This is a genomic window from Bradyrhizobium sp. USDA 223, from assembly GCF_044909005.1.
GTDB lineage: Bacteria > Pseudomonadota > Alphaproteobacteria > Rhizobiales > Xanthobacteraceae > Bradyrhizobium > Bradyrhizobium yuanmingense.
Genome location: NZ_JBIYDR010000001.1, coordinates 1,188,917 through 1,206,890 on the forward strand (window position 1 = coordinate 1,188,917; position 17,974 = coordinate 1,206,890).

Here is a 17,974-nt window from a genome sequence, read left to right on the forward strand (position 1 = left end):
CGGTGCTAGAGCAGGGCGCAATCCGCTGGATCGTTCCGCTGCACAAACCTTCATCAAGAGCCGAGCCTTGCCCGACCATCAATATGTCCTGACCCTGTCCTGTCCGGATCGCCCAGGCATCGTCTCGGCGGTGTCGACGTTTCTTGCTCATAACGGACAGAACATCCTCGACGCCCAGCAGTTCGACGACGTCGAGACCAAGAAGTTCTTCATGCGGGTGGTGTTCACAGCGGCCGATCTTGCCGTGGAACTGGCGGCACTGCAGACCGGCTTCGCCGCGATCGCCGAGCGTTTCGGCATGGAATGGCAGATGCGCGACCGCGCTGCGCATCGCAAGGTGATGCTGCTGGTGTCGAAGTCCGATCACTGCCTGGTCGACATCCTCTATCGCTGGCGAACCGGCGAATTGCCGATGATTCCGACCGCGATCGTCTCCAACCACCCACGCGAGGTCTATGCCGGGCTCGATTTCGGCGGCATCCCCTTCCACCATTTGCCCGTCACCAAGGAGACCAAGCGCGAGCAGGAGACACAGATCGTGGACCTCGTCGGCAAGACGAAGACCGATCTGGTGGTGCTCGCCCGCTATATGCAGATCCTGTCCGACGATCTCTCGGCAAAGCTGTCGGGGCGCTGCATCAACATCCACCACTCGTTCCTGCCGGGTTTCAAGGGCGCCAAGCCCTATCACCAAGCCCATGAGCGCGGCGTCAAGCTGATCGGCGCCACCGCGCATTACGTCACGCGCGATCTCGACGAGGGCCCGATCATCGACCAGGACGTCGAACGCATCAGCCATCGTGACACGCCGGAAGATCTGGTCCGCAAAGGCCGTGACATTGAGCGCCGCGTGCTGGCCCGGGCCATCCGCTACCATCTCGACGACCGCGTCATCCTCAACGGCCGCAAGACCGTGGTGTTTGTGGATTAGCGAATGGGGAGTGGCGAATAGTGAGTGGAAGCGGGAGAGCGCCCTATTCGCTACTCCCTATTCGCCATTCGCTTCCTCAGCGCCCCGCGCCAGACGACGTTGTCCCCGTCGCGCCCTTCTGGGCCTGTTCTTCCTTCTCGCGATCGGCCGCCGGCATCAGCCGCTTGCGCTCGCGCTCCTTCATGTAGGCATCGTATTGCGGGGTGCCGGGCCGCGGCGGCGCATCGGCGGGCAGGCCGCCGGCCCATTGCGGGACGTAGTCGCCCATCCCGGCGGAGAGCTTCTCGTTGACCGTCCCGCAGCCTGCGAGATTGAGCAGGGCGAGTGCGGCGGCGATCGAAAGCGAGAGAGAACGCATGAATATCTCTGGTCGTGCCCCCGACGGGGCGCGGATGGTGGAGCGCCATAGGCGTCAGCGGCAACCATATCTCTCAATACGTAAAATTGGCCTATTCGAGGGAGGTAAAGCTGTATACAGAGAAGGTATTATAATAGGCATATTTTGCACTTGATGAGGTCGCGGCAGCTGATACGGTATACACTGGGTATTTGTCATTGGACGGATCGTAGGACGGGGAATGCCAGGACGCACTTGAGATGTCCGGATTCTGCAAATGAGAGACTGAATCCTCCATCCCCGGTGTGGTGCGGCCCTCGTAGGCTGGCAAAGCCATCGCCCTCCGGCCCAGTGTCACAGGGCTTTTTCGTTGACAGGACCATTTCATTTGTACAATCGTACAAATAGCTCTCCGCCGTTGTTGAGGCAGATTGCGCGGCTTGCGCCGAATGGTCGCCCAACGTTCGATTGACAACGGGGTTGCAGAGGACGCCATGTGGCCGCACGGCATGGCTTGTCCGTGAGTGAAGCGCGGCAAGGACCGGGTACTCGGTCCGGCGCACAAGAGGTGAGGGAATGAAGGGGAGGGACATCTGATGTTCGAACGCAGGATTTTTTTACGCACCGCAGCGGTCGTTGCGATCGCGGGCCTCGCGGCCGTCGCGCCTGCCAAGGCGCAAGACACGGTCAAGATCGGGCTGATCCTGCCGATGACCGGCGGCCAGGCCTCGACCGGCAAGCAGATCGAGAACGCGATCAAGCTCTACATGCAGCAGAAGGGCGACACCGTCGCCGGCAAGAAGATCGAAATCATCGTCAAGGACGACGCGGCGATCCCGGATAAGACCAAGACTGCCGCGCAGGAGCTGATCGTCAACGACAAGGTCAACTTCATCGCCGGCTTCGGCGTGACGCCGGCCGCGCTCGCCGCCGCGCCGCTGGCCACCCAGGCCAAGATTCCTGAAGTCGTGATGGCGGCCGGCACCTCCATTATCACCGAACGTTCCCCCTATATCGTGCGCACCAGCTTCACGCTGGCGCAGTCCTCGACCATCATCGGCGATTGGGCGGTGAAGAACGGCATCAAGAAGGTCGCGACGCTCACCTCGGACTACGCGCCGGGCAATGACGCGCTCAACTTCTTCAAGCGGCATTTCACGGCCGGGGGCGGTGAGGTGGTCGAAGAAGTCAAGGTGCCGCTGCAGAACCCCGACTTCGCTCCGTTCCTGCAGCGCATGAAGGACGCAAAGCCGGACGCGATCTTCGTGTTCGTGCCGGCGGGCCAGGGCGGCAACTTCATGAAGCAATATGCCGAGCGTGGCCTCGACAAGGCCGGCATCAAGGTGATCGGGCCGGGCGACGTCACCGACGACGATTTGCTCAACAACATGGGCGACGCCGTGCTCGGCACGGTCACTGCGCATCTCTATTCCGCGGCGCACCCCTCGCAGATGAACAAGGACTTCGTCGCGGCCTACAAGAAGGCCTTCGGCAACCGTCCGGGCTTCATGGCCGTGGGCGGCTATGACGGCATCCACCTGATCTACGAGGCGCTGAAGAAGACAGGTGGCGACACCAACGGCGACAAGCTGATCGAGGCCATGAAGGGCCAGAAGTGGGAGAGCCCGCGCGGTCCGATCTCGATCGACCCCGAGACCCGCGACATCGTGCAGAACATCTACATCCGCAAGGTCGAGAAAGTGGATGGCGAACTCTACAACGTCGAGTTCGCGACCTTCGAGGCTGTCAAAGATCTCGGCAAGACCAAGAAGTGACGCGCGAAAGCGCGTCATCCCGGGGCTCTCCTCACCTCTCCCGCTTGCGGGAGAGGTGAGCGCGGAGCGCCGGGTGAGGGTTCTCTCCTCGTCGGGAGTCCTCCAAGTGGAAAGACCCTCTCCCCAACCCTCTCCCGCAAGCGGGAGAGGGAGTGCAGCACGGCCCTTGGCCACACTTGAGATGACCCTCGACTGCCGATGACCGCAATCCTCACCAACCTGTTCGATGGCGTCGCTTACGGCATGCTGCTGTTCGTGCTCGCCTGCGGGCTCGCGGTCACGCTCGGCCTGATGAACTTCGTCAATCTCGCCCATGGCGCCTTTGCCATGGCCGGCGGCTATATCTGCATGGTGCTGGTCAACCGGATGGGTTGGCCGTTCTTTGCCGCTTTGCCGCTCGCTTTCGTCTCCTCGGCTGCAATCGGCATCGCGCTCGAACGGACGCTGTACCGTCATCTCTACGCCCGCAGCCATCTCGACCAGGTGCTGTTCACGATCGGACTGACCTTCATGTCGGTGGCAGCCGTCGATTACATCCAGGGATCCTCGCGGGTCTTCATCAATTTGCCCGCCGCGCTCCAAGGCCAGTTCGATCTGTTCGGCGTCGGTATCGGCCGCTACCGGCTGATGATCATCGTGATCTGCGGCCTGCTGACCATCGCGCTTCAAATGGTTCTGGCGAAGACGCGTTTCGGCAGCCGCCTGCGGGCGGCGGTCGATGACCCCCGCGCCGCGAGCGGTCTCGGCATCAACGTGCCGCAGGTATTCGCCTTCACCTTTGCCTTCGGTTGCGGGCTCGCCGGCCTCGGCGGCGCGCTCAGCGCCGAGATCCTCGGCCTCGATCCGTATTTCCCGCTGAAGTTCATGATCTACTTCCTGATCGTGGTCACCGTCGGCGGCTCCTCCTCGATAACGGGCCCGTTCCTCGCCTCGCTGCTGCTCGGCATCGGCGACGTCGCCGGCAAATATTACGTGCCGAAGATGGGCCCCTTCGTGATCTACACCATCATGATCGTGATCCTGATCTGGCGCCCGAACGGCCTGTTCGGCCGCACGGCCGCGCGTTGAGTGCGCCGATGAGCGCTGCTTCCGACGTCGGCCATCATGCCCAGCGCAAGGCGCGCTGGCACTACGGCGAAATCGCCTTCTGGCTGATCGTGCTGGCCTGCGGCTTCGCATTTCCCTCGCGCTATCTGATCATGACCGACATCCTGCGCCTCGCGCTGTTCGCGATGTCGCTCGATCTCATCCTCGGCTATGCCGGCATCGTTTCGCTGGGCCATGCCGCCTTCTTCGGCGTCGGCGCCTATGCCGCGGGGCTGCTGGCGCTGCACGGCATCGTCAAGGAGCCCGTGCTGGCGCTGATCGTCGCCGGCCTTGCCGCCATGGTGCTCGGCTTTGCCACCAGCTTTCTGGTGATCCGCGGCGTCGACCTGACGCGCCTGATGGTGACGCTCGGCATTGCGTTGCTGCTGGAAGCGCTCGCCGAGCGCTTCTCCAATATCACCGGCGGAACCGACGGCCTGCAGGGCATCGAGATGCAGCCGATCTTCGGCGAGATCCCGTTCGACATGTTCGGCAAGGCCGGATTCTTCTATTCGCTGGCCGTGTTGTTCCTGTTGTTCCTGTTCGCCCGCCGCGTCGTGCATTCCCCGTTCGGCCTGTCGCTGCGCGCCATCAAGAACAATCCCCTCCGGGCCGCCGCCATTGGCATTCCGGTCAACCGTCGCCTGGTCGCGATCTATACGCTGGCTGCGTTCTATGCCGGCATTGCCGGGGCGCTGTTCACCCAGACGACCGCGATCGCCTCGCTGGACGTGTTTTCTATGGAGCGCTCCGCGGACCTGATGCTGGTGCTGGTCATCGGCGGCACCGGCTATCTCTATGGCGGGCTGATCGGCGCGGTGATCTTCCGCTTGCTCCAGGAATTGTTCTCGACCATCACGCCGCAATACTGGCAGTTCTGGATCGGCCTCGTGCTGGTCGTGATCGTGCTGGTCGGCCGCCAGCGCCTGCATCGCTGGGTGCTGTATGTGCCGAACCTGATCATCGGGCGGATTGCGGGGCGCAATGCGATCGTTGCCGTGCCGGAGAGCGATTCATGACCATCGCGCTCGAAACCCAAAATCTCGAGAAGCAGTTCGGCGGCCTGCGCGTCACCCGCGATCTGTCCTTGAAGGTCGAGCAGGGCGCCCGCCACGCGCTGATCGGCCCGAACGGTGCCGGCAAGACCACGGTCATCAACCAGCTCACGGGCGTGCTGAAGCCGAACTCGGGCCGCATCTTGCTCGAAGGTCAGGACATCACCGATCTGCCGGTGCACAAGCGCGTGCTGCGCGGACTGTCGCGCACCTTCCAGATCAATCAGCTCTATCCTGATCTCACGCCGCTCGAGACCATCGGGCTCGCGGTCTCCGAGCGCCTCGGCCATGGCGGCGACTGGTGGCGACGGATGGGCACGCGCAGTGACGTCAATGGCGAGACCGCCGATCTGCTCTCCCGCTTCCATCTGCTCGACGTCATGAACGAAGAGACCGTGACGCTGCCCTACGGCAAGCAGCGCCTGCTCGAGATCGCGGTGGCCATTGCGGCCAAACCGCGCGTGCTGCTTCTCGACGAGCCCGCCGCCGGCGTGCCCGAGAGCGAGCGCCACGACATTCTCGCCGTTGTGGGCAGCCTGCCGCGGGACGTCACCGTGCTCCTGATCGAGCACGACATGGACCTCGTGTTCTCCTTTGCTGATCGCATCTCGGTGCTGGTCTCGGGCGCGCTGCTGACCGAAGGCCCGCCCGAAGAGGTCGCGCGCGATCCGCAGGTGAAGGCGGTCTATCTCGGCGAGGAGGCGGTCGATGTCTGACCTGCTCGCGATCGATTCGCTTCGCGCCGGCTACGGCGAGGCGGTGGTGCTGCCGAAGATGACGCTCCGTCTCGCCGAAGGACAGGTGCTGGCGCTGCTCGGGCGCAACGGCACCGGCAAGACCACGCTGATCAACTCCATCGTCGGCGTCACGCGCCGCTTCGCAGGCTCCATTGCGCTGGCCGGCACTGATGTCACGGCGATGCGGCCCGACCAGCGGGCGCGCGCCGGCATCGGCTGGGTGCCGCAGGAGCGTAACATCTTCCGCTCGCTGACGGTGGAAGAGAACATGACCGCCGTAGCGCAGCCCGGTCCCTGGACGGTCGAGAAGGTCTACGAGATGTTCCCGCGGCTGAAGGAGCGACGGAGCAATTTCGGCAACCAACTCTCCGGCGGCGAGCAGCAGATGCTGGCGATCGGCCGCGCACTTACCCTCAATCCGAAAGTCCTGCTGCTGGACGAGCCGACCGAGGGCCTTGCGCCCATCATCGTCGAGGAACTCTTGAAGGCGATCGGGACCATCACCCGGTCCGGAGGTATCTGCTCGATCATCGTCGAGCAGAATGCCCAAAAGATCTTGGGGCTCGCCGATCGCGTTGTGATATTGGAGCGCGGAACGATCGTCCACGACGCTCCGAGCGCCGCGCTGAAGACCGACCCCTCTGTCCTGGAGCGCCATCTCGGCGTCGCCGGGGCGGCGGCCCACTAAGATGTCCAGGGAGTGACACATGCAGCGAACCAAAGCCCCCTTCCGCGCCGACGAGGTCGGCAGCCTCCTGCGTCCGCCCAAGATCAAGGAAGCCCGTAGCCGGCTGGAAAAGGGCGAGATCTCGGCCGACGATCTGCGCAAGATCGAGGACGTGGAGATCGAGAAGGTCGTGCACAAGCAGGCCTCGATCGGGCTGAAGCTCGCGACCGACGGCGAATTCCGCCGCTCCTGGTGGCATTTCGACTTCCTGGCCAAGCTCACCGGCTGCGAGCTGTTTCACCCCGACACCGGCATCCAGTTCACGGGCGTGCAGACCCGTCACGATGCGGTCCGCGTCATCGGCAAGCTCGACTTTCCCGACAGCCACCCGATGCTGGACCACTTCCGCTTTCTGAAGAAGATCGCGGACCAGGCCCACGTCACCGCCAAGATGACGATTCCCTCGCCGGCGGTGCTCCACTTCCGCGGCGGGCGCAAGTCGATCTCCAAGGAGGTTTATCCCGATCTCGACGCCTTCTACGAAGATCTCGGCAAGACCTACCGCAAGGCCGTGAAGGCGTTCTACGACGCCGGTTGCCGCTATCTCCAGTTCGACGACACCGTCTGGGCCTATCTCTGCTCGCAGGACGAATTGCAGAAGGCACGCGAGCGCGGCGATAATCCGGATGGGCTGCAACAGATCTATGCGCGCATCATCAACTACGCGCTGGCGGAGAAGCCGGCCGACATGGTGGTGACGACCCACGTCTGCCGCGGCAATTTCCGTTCGACCTGGATTTCTTCGGGTGGCTACGAGCCGGTGGCCGAGACCATGCTCGCCGGCACCAATTACGACGGCTATTTCCTGGAGTACGACTCCGACCGGGCCGGCGGTTTCGAGCCGCTGCGCTTCCTGCCCAAGGGTAACAAGGTCGTCGTGGTCGGCGTCATCACCTCGAAGTTCGGCGAGCTCGAGAAGAAGGACGACATCAAGCGCCGCCTGGAAGAAGCCGCCAAGTTCGCCCCGCTGGAGCAGCTCGCGCTGTCGCCGCAATGCGGCTTTGCCTCGACGGAAGAGGGCAACATCCTCTCCGAGGAGGAGCAGTGGGCCAAGCTCAGCCTCGCGGTCGAGATCGCGAAGGAAGTGTGGGGGCAGTAAGGCTCCGCCGTTAAGGCTCACCCGTGTCCCGGACGCGCAGCAACGCTCCAGCGTTGCTGCGCAGAGCCGGGATCCATGCTGCTCGACTTGCTGCGCGGAGCTATAGGCCTCAGCTCTGCAGCGCACCGCTGAGAAGCGCTGCGCTGCGTCCGGGCACGAGTCACTTTCTCCGCCAGATAGACCCAACAGAGAGGAGTTCGACCATGGGCACGTGCTTGTTCTTCGTGGTCGAGATCACCTTGCCGCGCCTGGCTTTGCCGCGATTGAGCTCGTGCCGCTCGGCGGGCCGTGCCCCTGCATCTCCCACGCGATGATTCCTTCGCAGGCATTGATCATCTTGTCCGCCGGCGTCGTGTCCGCCGTGCAGCTCGGCTCGAGCTGATTGTGCGTGCCTGCCCGACCGCGGGCGGACCACAGGATCGCGGCGAGCAGGGCGACCGGGCAGGCGCGCACGGTAAGGACGCGATCAGAGGAGAAGCGCCAGCTGTTGCTCGGCGGGGCCAGAGTGGGGCGCGGCTCGCGGACGGAGCAAACTGTGAAGGAGGCGCTTGGATCCGCTATTCCCTCAGTGGGCAGATTTTGCTAGGAGATTGGTCCCAATCCGTCTGCCCACCGATTTCCCACTCATGAAGAACGACGAAATCCTGAGCCAGATCACCGACTTCTGCCGCAAGGCGGACATGGCGGAATCGACGTTCGGCCGGCGTGCGGTGAACGATGGGAAGCTGGTGCACCGCCTGCGCGAGGGAAAGCGCATCACCATCGACACGCTGGAGCGGATCCAGGCCTATATGGCGGCGTCAATGGCCGGCGGCGTGCCGCCGCCGCGGGGACTTCAAGTGCCGCCCGAGAAGCGCGATCCGCGCGGCAATTTCCGCTTCTTCGAGAACCGTCAGAAATACCTGCTGTTCGTCCACACCTGCAGCGAAAAGCGGGTGATCGCGGACCGCGTCGCGCTCGAGCTTGCCTCGATCCATCCGCGCCCGCCGGCGCTGCGTCTGTTCGACGCCGGCGTCGGCGACGGAACGGTGCTGGCGCGGGTGCTGCGCGCCACGCACCAGCGCTTTCCGCACATGCCGTTCTACGTCGCGGGCAAGGAGCTCAGCCTGGAGGATTTGCGCCTGACGCTGGAGAAGGTGCCGGACCGCATTTTCGAGCACCCGGCATCGGTGTTCGTGTTCACCAACATGTTCTACGCCGAGGCGCCCTGGCTGACCCCAGCATCGCCTGCTGCAGCCGCTGCCACCGTCTGGCACGAGGTGCCGCTCCGCGGCGCTTCGTCGGGCGAGTTCGAGCAGCAGATCGCGGAGCTGAGGCCGTTTCTGGAGCAGAACTGGCGCGCTGCGATCAGCTCACGCACGGCCATGCCGCTCTACGAGCGGCCTGTCGTTCTCGTGCTCTATCGCGAGGACCACAGGTTCCTGCTGGATTCGACCATTCCGCGGCCGGGCCAGACTGAGGCCAATTTCGACCTCGTCATCGCATCCCAGCCCTACCGGGCCCTGTCATCGGTCAATTTCCGGGCCAAGCGGATCATTGCACCTCTGGCGCGGGCGCTGCGGCCGGGCGGCAGGCTGATCGGAATCCACTCCCATGGGCAGGATCCAGGTATGGAAATGATCCAGGCGATCTGGCCGGGAGAAAACCCTTTCTCAGTCAGCCGTCATGAGCTACTGCGTGCCGTTAAGTATGAACTTGGATCGGTGGGCCGCGACTTAAATTTTAATGCATACGCGGACAATCGTTCGATCTTCAGGTATGATATGGAAGCTCTGCCCAACGAGGTCACCGGCACCATCGGAACCTCGACGGCCTTTGCAGCGTGGAATGCGGCGGTGTATGTCGCTCAGATTGAGGACGACCGATTGACAGAAATGACTCAAAGCGGCCGCACTCTGGATGCCGCCAGGGATGTGCTGCGGAAGTACAACGGGCTCTGGTTTCTCGACGAATCCTACGTCATCTCGCGCCGGCGTGATTGACATCATCAAAAGTAAACATCGCAAACGCCCGCCGGCTAGCGGCGGAACAAGGGGTTACTGATGCGCGCGTCCTATCTCTTCACCAGCGAGTCCGTGTCCGAGGGCCATCCGGACAAGGTCTGTGACCGGATCTCCGATGAGATCGTCGACCTGTTCTACCGTGAAGGGCCGAAGGCGGGCATCGACCCCTGGCAGATCCGCGCAGCCTGCGAGACGCTCGCGACCACCAACAAGGTGGTGATCGCCGGCGAGACCCGCGGCCCGAAGTCGGTGACCAACGAGCAGATCGAGGGCGTCGTGCGCGGCGCGATCAAGGACATCGGCTACGAGCAGGAAGGCTTCCACTGGAAGACCTGCGACATCGAGATCCTCCTGCACCCGCAATCGGCTGACATCGCCCAGGGCGTCGATGCGCTGCAGCCGGGCGAGGTCAAGGAAGAAGGCGCGGGCGACCAAGGCATCATGTTCGGCTACGCCACCAACGAGACGCCCGATCTGATGCCGGCGCCGATCTTCTACGCCCACAAGATCCTCCGCCTCATCTCCGAAGCCCGTCACTCCGGCAAGGAAAAGGTGCTGGGTCCGGACTCCAAGAGCCAGGTGACCGTGCAGTACGAGAACGGCAAGCCGGTCGGCGTGCGCGAGATCGTGGTCTCCCACCAGCACCTGGTCGAGGACATCTCGTCCAAGCAGATTCGTGACATCGTCGAGCCCTATGTGCGCGAGGCGCTGCCGAAAGACTGGATCACGCCGAAGACGATCTGGCACATCAACCCCACCGGCAAGTTCTACATCGGCGGTCCCGACGGCGATTCCGGCCTGACCGGCCGCAAAATCATCGTCGACACCTATGGCGGCGCGGCCCCGCATGGCGGCGGCGCGTTCTCCGGCAAGGATCCGACCAAGGTCGACCGCTCCGCGGCCTATGCCGCGCGCTACGTCGCCAAGAACATCGTCGCCGCCGGTCTTGCCGACCGCTGCACGCTGCAGCTCGCCTACGCCATCGGCGTGGCGCGCCCGCTGTCGATCTACATCGACACCCACGGCACCGGTAAGGTTTCGGAAGACCAGCTCGAGAAGGCCGCCGCCAAGGCGATGGACCTCACCCCGCGCGGCATCCGCACTCATCTCGATCTCAACCGGCCGATCTACGCGCGCACCTCGGCCTACGGCCATTTCGGCCGCACGCCCGACAACGAGGGCGGCTTCTCCTGGGAGAAGACCGATCTCGTCGAGCAGCTCAAGCGCGCGCTCTAACGCTCTTACCTCGCCCCGCTTGCGGGGAGAGGTCGCCGCGAAGCGGCGGGTGAGGGGGACTCTCCGCAAGCTCGGTGCTTGGATAGAGCCCCTCACCCCGGCCCTCTCCCCGTAAGAACGGGGAGAGGGAGAATGGTGCCACATAGCGTTCAGCTTGCCTTGCTACTGACACGCCAGCCTCACTGATTAGGAAACAGACATGAACGCGAAGCCCGGCTTCACCGATTACATCGTCAAGGACATTTCGCTCGCCGATTTCGGCCGCAAGGAGCTCTCGCTGGCCGAGACCGAGATGCCCGGCCTGATGGCCACCCGCGAGGAGTACGGCCCGAAGCAGCCGCTGAAGGGCGCGCGCATCGCCGGCTCGCTGCACATGACGATCCAGACCGGCGTGTTGATCGAGACGCTCGCCGCGCTCGGCGCCGACATCCGCTGGGTCTCCTGCAACATCTATTCGACGCAGGATCACGCTGCCGCTGCGATCGCCGCCGCCGGCATTCCCGTCTTTGCCGTCAAGGGCGAGACGCTGACCGAGTACTGGGACTACACCGCCAAGCTGTTCGACTGGCACGGCGGCGGTCACCCGAACATGATCCTCGATGACGGCGGCGACGCCACCATGTATGTCCATCTCGGTCTGCGCGCCGAGAACGGCGACACCGCCTTCCTCGACAAGCCCGGCTCCGAGGAAGAGGAAGTGTTCTTCGCGCTTCTGAAGAAGCAGCTCAAGGAAAAGCCGAAGGGCTACTTCGCCGGGATCGCCAACAGCATCAAGGGCGTTTCCGAGGAGACCACGACGGGCGTGCATCGTCTCTATGACATGCAGAAGGCAGGCACGCTGCTGTGGCCGGCCATCAACGTCAACGACAGCGTCACCAAGTCGAAGTTCGACAACCTCTATGGCTGCCGTGAATCGCTGGTCGACGGCATCCGCCGCGGCACCGACGTGATGCTGTCGGGCAAGGTCGCGATGGTCGCCGGCTTCGGCGACGTCGGCAAGGGCTCGGCCGCCTCGCTGCGCCAGGCCGGCTGCCGCGTCATGGTCTCCGAGGTCGATCCGATCTGCGCGCTGCAGGCGGCGATGGAAGGCTACGAGGTCGTGACCATGGAAGACGCCGCGCCGCGGGCCGACATCTTCGTCACCGCCACCGGCAACAAGGACATCATCACCATCGAGCACATGCGCGCGATGAAGGATCGCGCCATCGTCTGCAACATCGGCCACTTCGACAACGAGATCCAGATCGCGTCTCTGCGCAATCTGAAGTGGACCAACATCAAGCCGCAGGTCGACGAGATCGAGTTCCCCGACAAGCACCGCATCATCCTGCTGTCGGAGGGCCGCCTCGTGAACCTCGGCAACGCGATGGGCCATCCGTCCTTCGTGATGTCGGCGTCCTTCACCAACCAGACGCTGGCGCAGATCGAGCTGTTCGCCAACAACAAGGACGGCAAGTACGAGAAGAAGGTCTACGTGCTGCCCAAGACGCTCGACGAGAAGGTCGCCCGCCTGCACCTCTCCAAGATCGGCGTCAAGCTCACCGAGCTCCGCAAGGACCAGGCCGACTATATCGGCGTGAAGCCGGAAGGCCCGTACAAGAGCGATCATTACCGGTATTGATCCGCCGGTTCGACCAACCATCGACGCAAAGCCCCGGAGCGATCCGGGGCTTTGTTGTTTCGGGGCATGGAATTCAACTCGCTTTGCAGTTGCGGCACGTTGATTGCCGATTGACGGCCAGCAGCGGCAGGCGGACAATCCGCGCCGGCGGAGGAAACCATGCAACAAGAACATTTCGACGTGCTGATCGTCGGCGCCGGGCTATCAGGCATCGGCGCCGGCTATCATCTGCAGACCAAGTGTCCGGCCAAGAGCTACGTCATCCTCGAGAGACGCGATTGCATCGGCGGCACTTGGGACCTCTTCCGCTATCCCGGCATCCGCTCCGACAGCGACATGTTCACCCTCGGCTATTCGTTCAAGCCGTGGACCGATCCGAAGGCGATCGCCGACGGGCCGCAGATCCTGAACTATGTGCGCGAGACTGCTAGCGAGAACGGCATCGACAAGCACATCCGCTTCCACTACCGCGTCAAGCGCGCGGCGTGGTCGACGCCGGATGCTCGTTGGACCGTCGAAGCCGAGCACATCACGAGCGAGGGCGCGACCGAGGTGGTGCGCTTCACCTGCAACTTCCTGTTCATGTGCTCGGGCTATTACAAATACGAAGCGGGCTATACGCCGGAGTTCAAGGGCGCCGCTGATTTCGCCGGCCGCATCGTGCATCCGCAGAAATGGACCGAGGACATCGACTACGCGGGCAAACGTGTCGTCGTGATCGGCTCGGGCGCGACAGCGGTGACGCTGGTGCCGGAGCTCGCCAAGCAGGCGGCGCAGGTCACCATGCTGCAGCGCTCGCCGACCTATGTGGTGTCGCGGCCGGCACAGGATATCCTCGCCAACAAGCTGCGCCGCAATCTGCCGGCGAAGTTCGCCTATCACCTGATCCGCTGGCGCAACGTGATGTGGGGGATGTTCTTCTTCCAGCTGAGCCGGAGCAGGCCGGCGAAGGTGAAGGATCTCATCCTCAAGGGCGCGAGAATCGCGCTCGGCCCGGACTACGACGTCGCGACCCACTTCACGCCGCGCTACAATCCCTGGGACCAGCGGCTGTGCCTCGTGCCCGATGGCGACCTCTTCAAGGCGATCCGCGAGCAGCGCGCCAGCGTAGTCACCAGCGAGATCGACACCTTCACGCATGACGGCATCCGCCTGAAGGACGGCCGCGAGCTGGCGGCCGACATCATCGTGACGGCGACCGGGCTGGTGCTCCAGGTCGCCGGTGGCCTCGAGGTCAGCGTCGACGGCCGCTCCGTCGATTTCGCCAACACGCTGACCTACAAGGGCATGATGTATGCCGACGTGCCGAACATGGCCTCGGCCTTCGGTTACACCAATGCGTCCTGGACGCTGAAATGCGACCTCACCTGCGAATATGTCTGCCGCCTCATCAATTACATGGACCGGCACAATTTCCGCCAGTGCATGCCGCACAACGATGATCCCACCATCACCGCGCAGCCTTCGCTCGATTTCACCTCGGGTTACGTGCAGCGCTCGATCGCCAAGATGCCGAAGCAGGGCTCGAAGCGGCCCTGGCGGCTCCACCAGAACTACGCGCTCGACATCGTCTCGTTGCGCTTCGGCCGGATCGACGACGGCGTGATGCAGTATTCCTGATCTTGCCACGTAGGATACCGCGATAGCCTTGCGTTCGCTTGAGACGAATCGCGACTTGCGGTAGTATTTTTGCGCTGCAAGAAGTTTAGTTCCGACAACGTCTGAGTTCCGCGTAGTCGCCGTCTTAAGGGGAGCGCAGGACATGCACGTCCTTGCCCTGGTCACGCAAAAAGGCGGAAGCGGCAAGAGTACGCTGTCCGTTGGACTGGCGGTGGCAGCAATGGAGCGCGCTGAGCGCGTCGTTCTCATTGAAGCGGACGCGCAAGGTACGATCTCGAAATGGAAAGAGCGCCGCGATCATCCCTATCCCCGCGTCGAGCGCGTTGCCGATCCTGCCGAGATCGAACCGTTGATCGCGCGGCTGAAGGCCGAAGGCGTCTGGCTTGCCATCATCGATACAGCTGCCACGACCAACAGCCTGGCGATGCGCGTCATCGCCTGCGCCGATCTCTGTCTCATCCCGGCGCGTCCGAGCCCGGCCGACATCGAAGCGGCAATTCCCACACTGATCGCCATTCGCAGGCTCAACCGCCGATTTGCCTTCATCCTCAATCAGGCACCGACGCGAGGGTGCCGGCTGAGCGAAGCTGCCACATCGCTAAGCTCGCTCGGCGTGCTTGCACTCCCGTTTATTGCGCAGCGTAACGATCACCAGGATGCACTCGGAGCAGGGTTGGGCGTGACGGAGTTCGCACCGGCCGGCAAAGCTTCGGACGAAATTGTAAGTTTGTGGGGTTGGATCGCGGCGCACTTGGCCGAGGAGTCGGATGATTATGGGAAAGGCGCGCTCAAAGCTGCCTGCTGACGTTGCACGCACCGGGCGTCGCTCGCTGCTGGAACTGGCCGCGGAAGTGAGTCGTGCGGTCGACGAGGGCTTGGCCATGCCGCCGGGCCCAGTGGTCGTCTTCCCCCAGGATGCGCCGCAGATCGCGCAAGAAGCACCTGCTCCGATGACTGTTCCGGTACAAGAAGCGGCCAGCGTCATCGTTGCAACACCTGAACCTCCGAGCAGCACCACCACGGATCTCATCGTGGACATGGTCAAGGAGTATCAAGCCCGCGCTTTGGACGGCATGAGCGCTACGCTCAACTACGCCAACGACCTCGCAAAGTCACGGCTGGCCAGTGTGAGTTCAGAGGCCAATGAAGCCGTCGTCGCGGAAAGCGATCTCATCGACGCGATTGGGACGGCAGCCGAGTGTCGCACCGTCGTGCTCGAACTGATGAAGGTCAATGCGGGCGCGACCTTGGAGTATGCGCGGGAGCTAGGCCGTGCAAAAACGCTGGCGGAGTTGGTTGAGCTGTCGGGCACGCATGCGCGAAAGCAATGTGAGTTGGTCCTGAAGCAAACCGAGTTGCTGAGATCGCTTGCTCAAGGCATGACAAAGCCCAGTGCCAGTTGATGCAGTTCGCCTGCCATCATCCCGCTCAGGATCTGCGCGGGATGATCAGGGCGCCGCCGAGATCGATTGCCAGTGCCAGTACCACCGCACCGCCACCGAGGCAGAACAGGACGAGATAGTCTCCGCCGCTTTGCGCATAGATCCTCGCCGAGATGGCCGGTGACGAGCGGGCCGACGATCGCGCCGAGATCATGTCATCCTCTTGCGCGCGACGGCGTGCAGATCATCCTGCCTGGGTGGCGCGGTGACGGCGGAATTCCTGCACGGGCAGGCCGCCCCAGCCCCAATTGTCGGTGTCGACTTCCTCGATCACGACGAAGGTGGACTCGAGCGGCTTGCCGAGCACATCGCGCAGCAGCTCGCTCGAGCCCTTGATCAGTGCGGCCTTCTCCTCCGCCGTGAGCGACGCCGCACCCGGCGCCGTTCCCTCGCGGGTCACTTGAATGGTGACGATGGGCATTGTCGTTCTCCTCCGCTCAGTGGCCGGCGCTCTGGCCGCCGTCGACATGCAGGATCTCGCCGGTGACGAAGGAGGCACGTTCGAGATAGAGCACGGCATCGACGATGTCGGACATCTCGCCCATGTGGCCGACCGGGTGCAGCGCGTCGAGCTGCGCGTGCGTCGCGACCGGATGCATCGGCGACTTGATGATGCCGGGCGACACCGCATTCACGCGGATGCCGCGCCTGGCGTATTCGATCGCGAGCGACTTGGTCGCGGCGTTCAGCCCGCCCTTGCTCAGCGAGGCCAGCACCGAGGGCACATTCGAATTGGCCTGATCGACCAGCGTCGTCGTGATCTGGACGAGGTGGCCAGACCCCTGCTTCTCCATTTCGGCGATGGCGAGCTGCGTGATGTTGAAGAAGCCCGCGACATTGGTGCCCATCACTGCGGCATAGTCCTTGGCCGTGTACTGCGTGAACGGTTTTGCGACGAAGATGCCCGCGTTGTTGACCAGCGTGTCGATCCGGCCGAAGCGGGCGATCGCTTGCGACACCACGCGCTCTGCGGTGGACCGGTCGGCGATGTCGCCTGCAACGGCGAGGACGTCGTCGTCACCCGACGGCTTGATGGAGCGCGCCGTTGCGGCGACGCGATAGTTGCGGTCGCGAAAACCCTGGACCAGGGCGGCGCCGATACCCTGCGATGCACCGGTGATGATGGCGACCTTCTGCTCGATACCCATGACGGGCTCCTGTTGTTGGCTTGAAAACCTGCGCCAGCGGCGGCTGGCTTGGGCGTTGAGGTACGCTGCGGCGGCTTGCTTGCGAATATCCGCTGCCCGGCAGACACTCTTTCGCGGCGCGAACGAATGCCGGATCGATCTTTGCGGAGGTTGTCGCAGCCGGCGCAAACGCCTAGCTTTCAGCCGAAATCTCAGGGGGGGTGCGGCGAGCGCATGGATCGTTTGGACGCGATGAAGGTGTTTGTCCTTGCGGTGGACGAGGGCAGTTTGGCTGCCGCAGGACGCAAGCTCGGCCGCTCGCCGGCGGCGGTGAGCCGCGCCATCGCCTTTCTGGAGCATCGGGTCGGCGCCGAGCTGCTGCACCGGACGACACGTTCGATCAAGCTGAGCGAGGAAGGCGAGCGTTATGTCGCGATCTGCCGCCGCGTGCTCACCGATCTGGAGGAGGCCGAGGACATCGCGGCCGGACCGCGCACGGCTCCGCGTGGTCTGCTCACGATCACCGCTCCGGTGGTCTCCGGCGAGATGGTACTGCGGCCGATCCTCGACGCGTTTCTCGACGCCTATCCGACCGTGTCGGCAAAACTCCTGCTGTTCGACCGTGCCGTCAATCTGATCGAGGAAGGCGTCGATATCGCGCTTCGCATCGGTCCGCTGGCGGATTCGGCGATGGTGGCGATGCGGGTCGGCGGGATCAGCCGCGTCGTGGTGGCAGCTCCCCGCTACCTGAAACAGCATCCGCGCATCACCGAGCCGGGCGATCTCGCCAAACACCAGATCGTCGCGATGGCGCATCTGCCCAATTCCTGGACCTTTGCGCCGCAGCGGGGCTCATCGGCACCGCGCACCGTGCAGTTCACCCCGCGGCTCGTCGTCAACAGCACCTATGCGGCAGTGGCCTCCACTGTGGCCGGGCGCGGCGTGGCGCGGATGTATTCGTATCAAGTGGCCGAGCAGGTCGCGCGCCGCGAGCTCGAGATCGTGCTGGCGGACGACGAGGATCCGGAGATGCCGGCGCATCTGATCTGCCCGCAGGGCCGGCTTTCGGTGCCCAAGGTGCGCGCCTTCACCGACTTCGCCGTGCCCCGGCTGAAGAAGCAGTTTGCGCTGCTGAAGCAGAGCATCAAGGCGCGCTGAGCCGCTTCATGCCTCCGCAA

General features: G+C 63.7%; 18 protein-coding genes. 14 read left to right on the plus strand and 4 right to left on the minus strand.

Annotated features, from left to right (window positions below; all coding sequences use genetic code 11):
- The first annotated feature begins 67 nt into the window (after positions 1-67).
- Entirely contained in the window at positions 68-931 is an 864-nt protein-coding gene (gene purU / locus ABIA40_RS05135) for a formyltetrahydrofolate deformylase (protein WP_404539586.1), read from the plus strand.
- 76 nt (positions 932-1,007) lie between these two features.
- Here purU and ABIA40_RS05140 read toward each other — a convergent pair whose 3' ends face one another.
- Entirely contained in the window at positions 1,008-1,289 is a 282-nt protein-coding gene (locus ABIA40_RS05140; protein ID WP_271537376.1) for a hypothetical protein, read from the minus strand.
- Positions 1,290-1,864: 575 nt separating this feature from the next.
- Here ABIA40_RS05140 and ABIA40_RS05145 point away from each other — a divergent pair.
- The 12 genes from ABIA40_RS05145 to ABIA40_RS05200 all read left to right on the plus strand — a co-directional run bounded on the left by ABIA40_RS05145 (position 1,865) and on the right by ABIA40_RS05200 (position 15,630).
- Entirely contained in the window at positions 1,865-3,043 is a 1,179-nt protein-coding gene (locus ABIA40_RS05145; RefSeq protein WP_404539589.1) for an ABC transporter substrate-binding protein, read from the plus strand.
- A gap of 198 nt (positions 3,044-3,241) precedes the next feature.
- Positions 3,242-4,111: a branched-chain amino acid ABC transporter permease gene (locus tag ABIA40_RS05150; RefSeq protein WP_036015727.1), complete on the plus strand. Its 870-nt coding sequence runs from the start codon at positions 3,242-3,244 to the stop codon at positions 4,109-4,111.
- Between the two features lie 8 nt (positions 4,112-4,119).
- A complete protein-coding gene (locus tag ABIA40_RS05155; RefSeq protein WP_128266401.1) occupies positions 4,120-5,148 on the plus strand; it encodes a branched-chain amino acid ABC transporter permease in 1,029 nt (342 codons plus the stop codon).
- The gene (locus tag ABIA40_RS05160) at positions 5,145-5,900 is read left to right on the plus strand and encodes an ABC transporter ATP-binding protein (RefSeq protein ID WP_036015732.1); all 756 of its coding nucleotides are present in this window, start codon (positions 5,145-5,147) and stop codon (positions 5,898-5,900) included. Before ABIA40_RS05155 ends, ABIA40_RS05160 begins: the two co-directional genes overlap by 4 nt.
- Positions 5,893-6,609: an ABC transporter ATP-binding protein gene (locus tag ABIA40_RS05165; protein ID WP_404539593.1), complete on the plus strand. Its 717-nt coding sequence runs from the start codon at positions 5,893-5,895 to the stop codon at positions 6,607-6,609. Before ABIA40_RS05160 ends, ABIA40_RS05165 begins: the two co-directional genes overlap by 8 nt.
- A 19-nt stretch (positions 6,610-6,628) precedes the next feature.
- Positions 6,629-7,747 carry a cobalamin-independent methionine synthase II family protein gene (locus ABIA40_RS05170; protein ID WP_157285532.1) on the plus strand — a complete coding sequence of 373 codons (1,119 nt, stop codon included), beginning with the start codon at positions 6,629-6,631 and terminating at the stop codon, positions 7,745-7,747.
- Positions 7,748-8,373: 626 nt separating this feature from the next.
- The gene (locus tag ABIA40_RS05175; RefSeq protein ID WP_157285531.1) at positions 8,374-9,729 is read left to right on the plus strand and encodes a hypothetical protein; all 1,356 of its coding nucleotides are present in this window, start codon (positions 8,374-8,376) and stop codon (positions 9,727-9,729) included.
- Between the two features lie 60 nt (positions 9,730-9,789).
- Positions 9,790-10,986 carry a methionine adenosyltransferase gene (gene metK / locus ABIA40_RS05180; RefSeq protein ID WP_271537390.1) on the plus strand — a complete coding sequence of 399 codons (1,197 nt, stop codon included), beginning with the start codon at positions 9,790-9,792 and terminating at the stop codon, positions 10,984-10,986.
- A gap of 199 nt (positions 10,987-11,185) precedes the next feature.
- Positions 11,186-12,607: an adenosylhomocysteinase gene (ahcY, locus tag ABIA40_RS05185; RefSeq protein WP_157285529.1), complete on the plus strand. Its 1,422-nt coding sequence runs from the start codon at positions 11,186-11,188 to the stop codon at positions 12,605-12,607.
- A gap of 159 nt (positions 12,608-12,766) precedes the next feature.
- Positions 12,767-14,227, plus strand: a complete 1,461-nt coding sequence (locus ABIA40_RS05190; RefSeq protein ID WP_404539598.1) for a flavin-containing monooxygenase — start codon at positions 12,767-12,769, stop codon at positions 14,225-14,227.
- Positions 14,228-14,369: 142 nt separating this feature from the next.
- The gene (locus ABIA40_RS05195; protein WP_404539601.1) at positions 14,370-15,032 is read left to right on the plus strand and encodes an AAA family ATPase; all 663 of its coding nucleotides are present in this window, start codon (positions 14,370-14,372) and stop codon (positions 15,030-15,032) included.
- Positions 15,001-15,630: a phasin family protein gene (locus tag ABIA40_RS05200; protein ID WP_198399873.1), complete on the plus strand. Its 630-nt coding sequence runs from the start codon at positions 15,001-15,003 to the stop codon at positions 15,628-15,630. The genes ABIA40_RS05195 and ABIA40_RS05200 overlap by 32 nt, the downstream gene beginning before the upstream one ends.
- Before the next feature lie 25 nt (positions 15,631-15,655).
- Here the strand turns inward: ABIA40_RS05200 and ABIA40_RS05205 are convergent, their stop codons facing one another.
- The 3 genes from ABIA40_RS05205 to ABIA40_RS05215 are packed head-to-tail and all read right to left on the minus strand — an operon-like array spanning position 15,656 to position 16,817.
- Positions 15,656-15,823, minus strand: coding sequence for a hypothetical protein (locus ABIA40_RS05205; protein ID WP_404539604.1), 168 nt, complete (start codon positions 15,821-15,823; stop codon positions 15,656-15,658).
- Between the two features lie 30 nt (positions 15,824-15,853).
- A complete protein-coding gene (locus ABIA40_RS05210) occupies positions 15,854-16,090 on the minus strand; it encodes a 4-oxalocrotonate tautomerase family protein (protein ID WP_404539607.1) in 237 nt (78 codons plus the stop codon).
- 16 nt (positions 16,091-16,106) lie between these two features.
- Positions 16,107-16,817 carry an SDR family NAD(P)-dependent oxidoreductase gene (locus ABIA40_RS05215; protein ID WP_271537399.1) on the minus strand — a complete coding sequence of 237 codons (711 nt, stop codon included), beginning with the start codon at positions 16,815-16,817 and terminating at the stop codon, positions 16,107-16,109.
- Positions 16,818-17,030: 213 nt separating this feature from the next.
- On the opposite strand from ABIA40_RS05215, the gene ABIA40_RS05220 reads away from it, so the two are divergent.
- Entirely contained in the window at positions 17,031-17,954 is a 924-nt protein-coding gene (locus ABIA40_RS05220) for a LysR family transcriptional regulator (protein WP_404539611.1), read from the plus strand.
- The last annotated feature ends 20 nt before the right edge of the window (positions 17,955-17,974 follow it).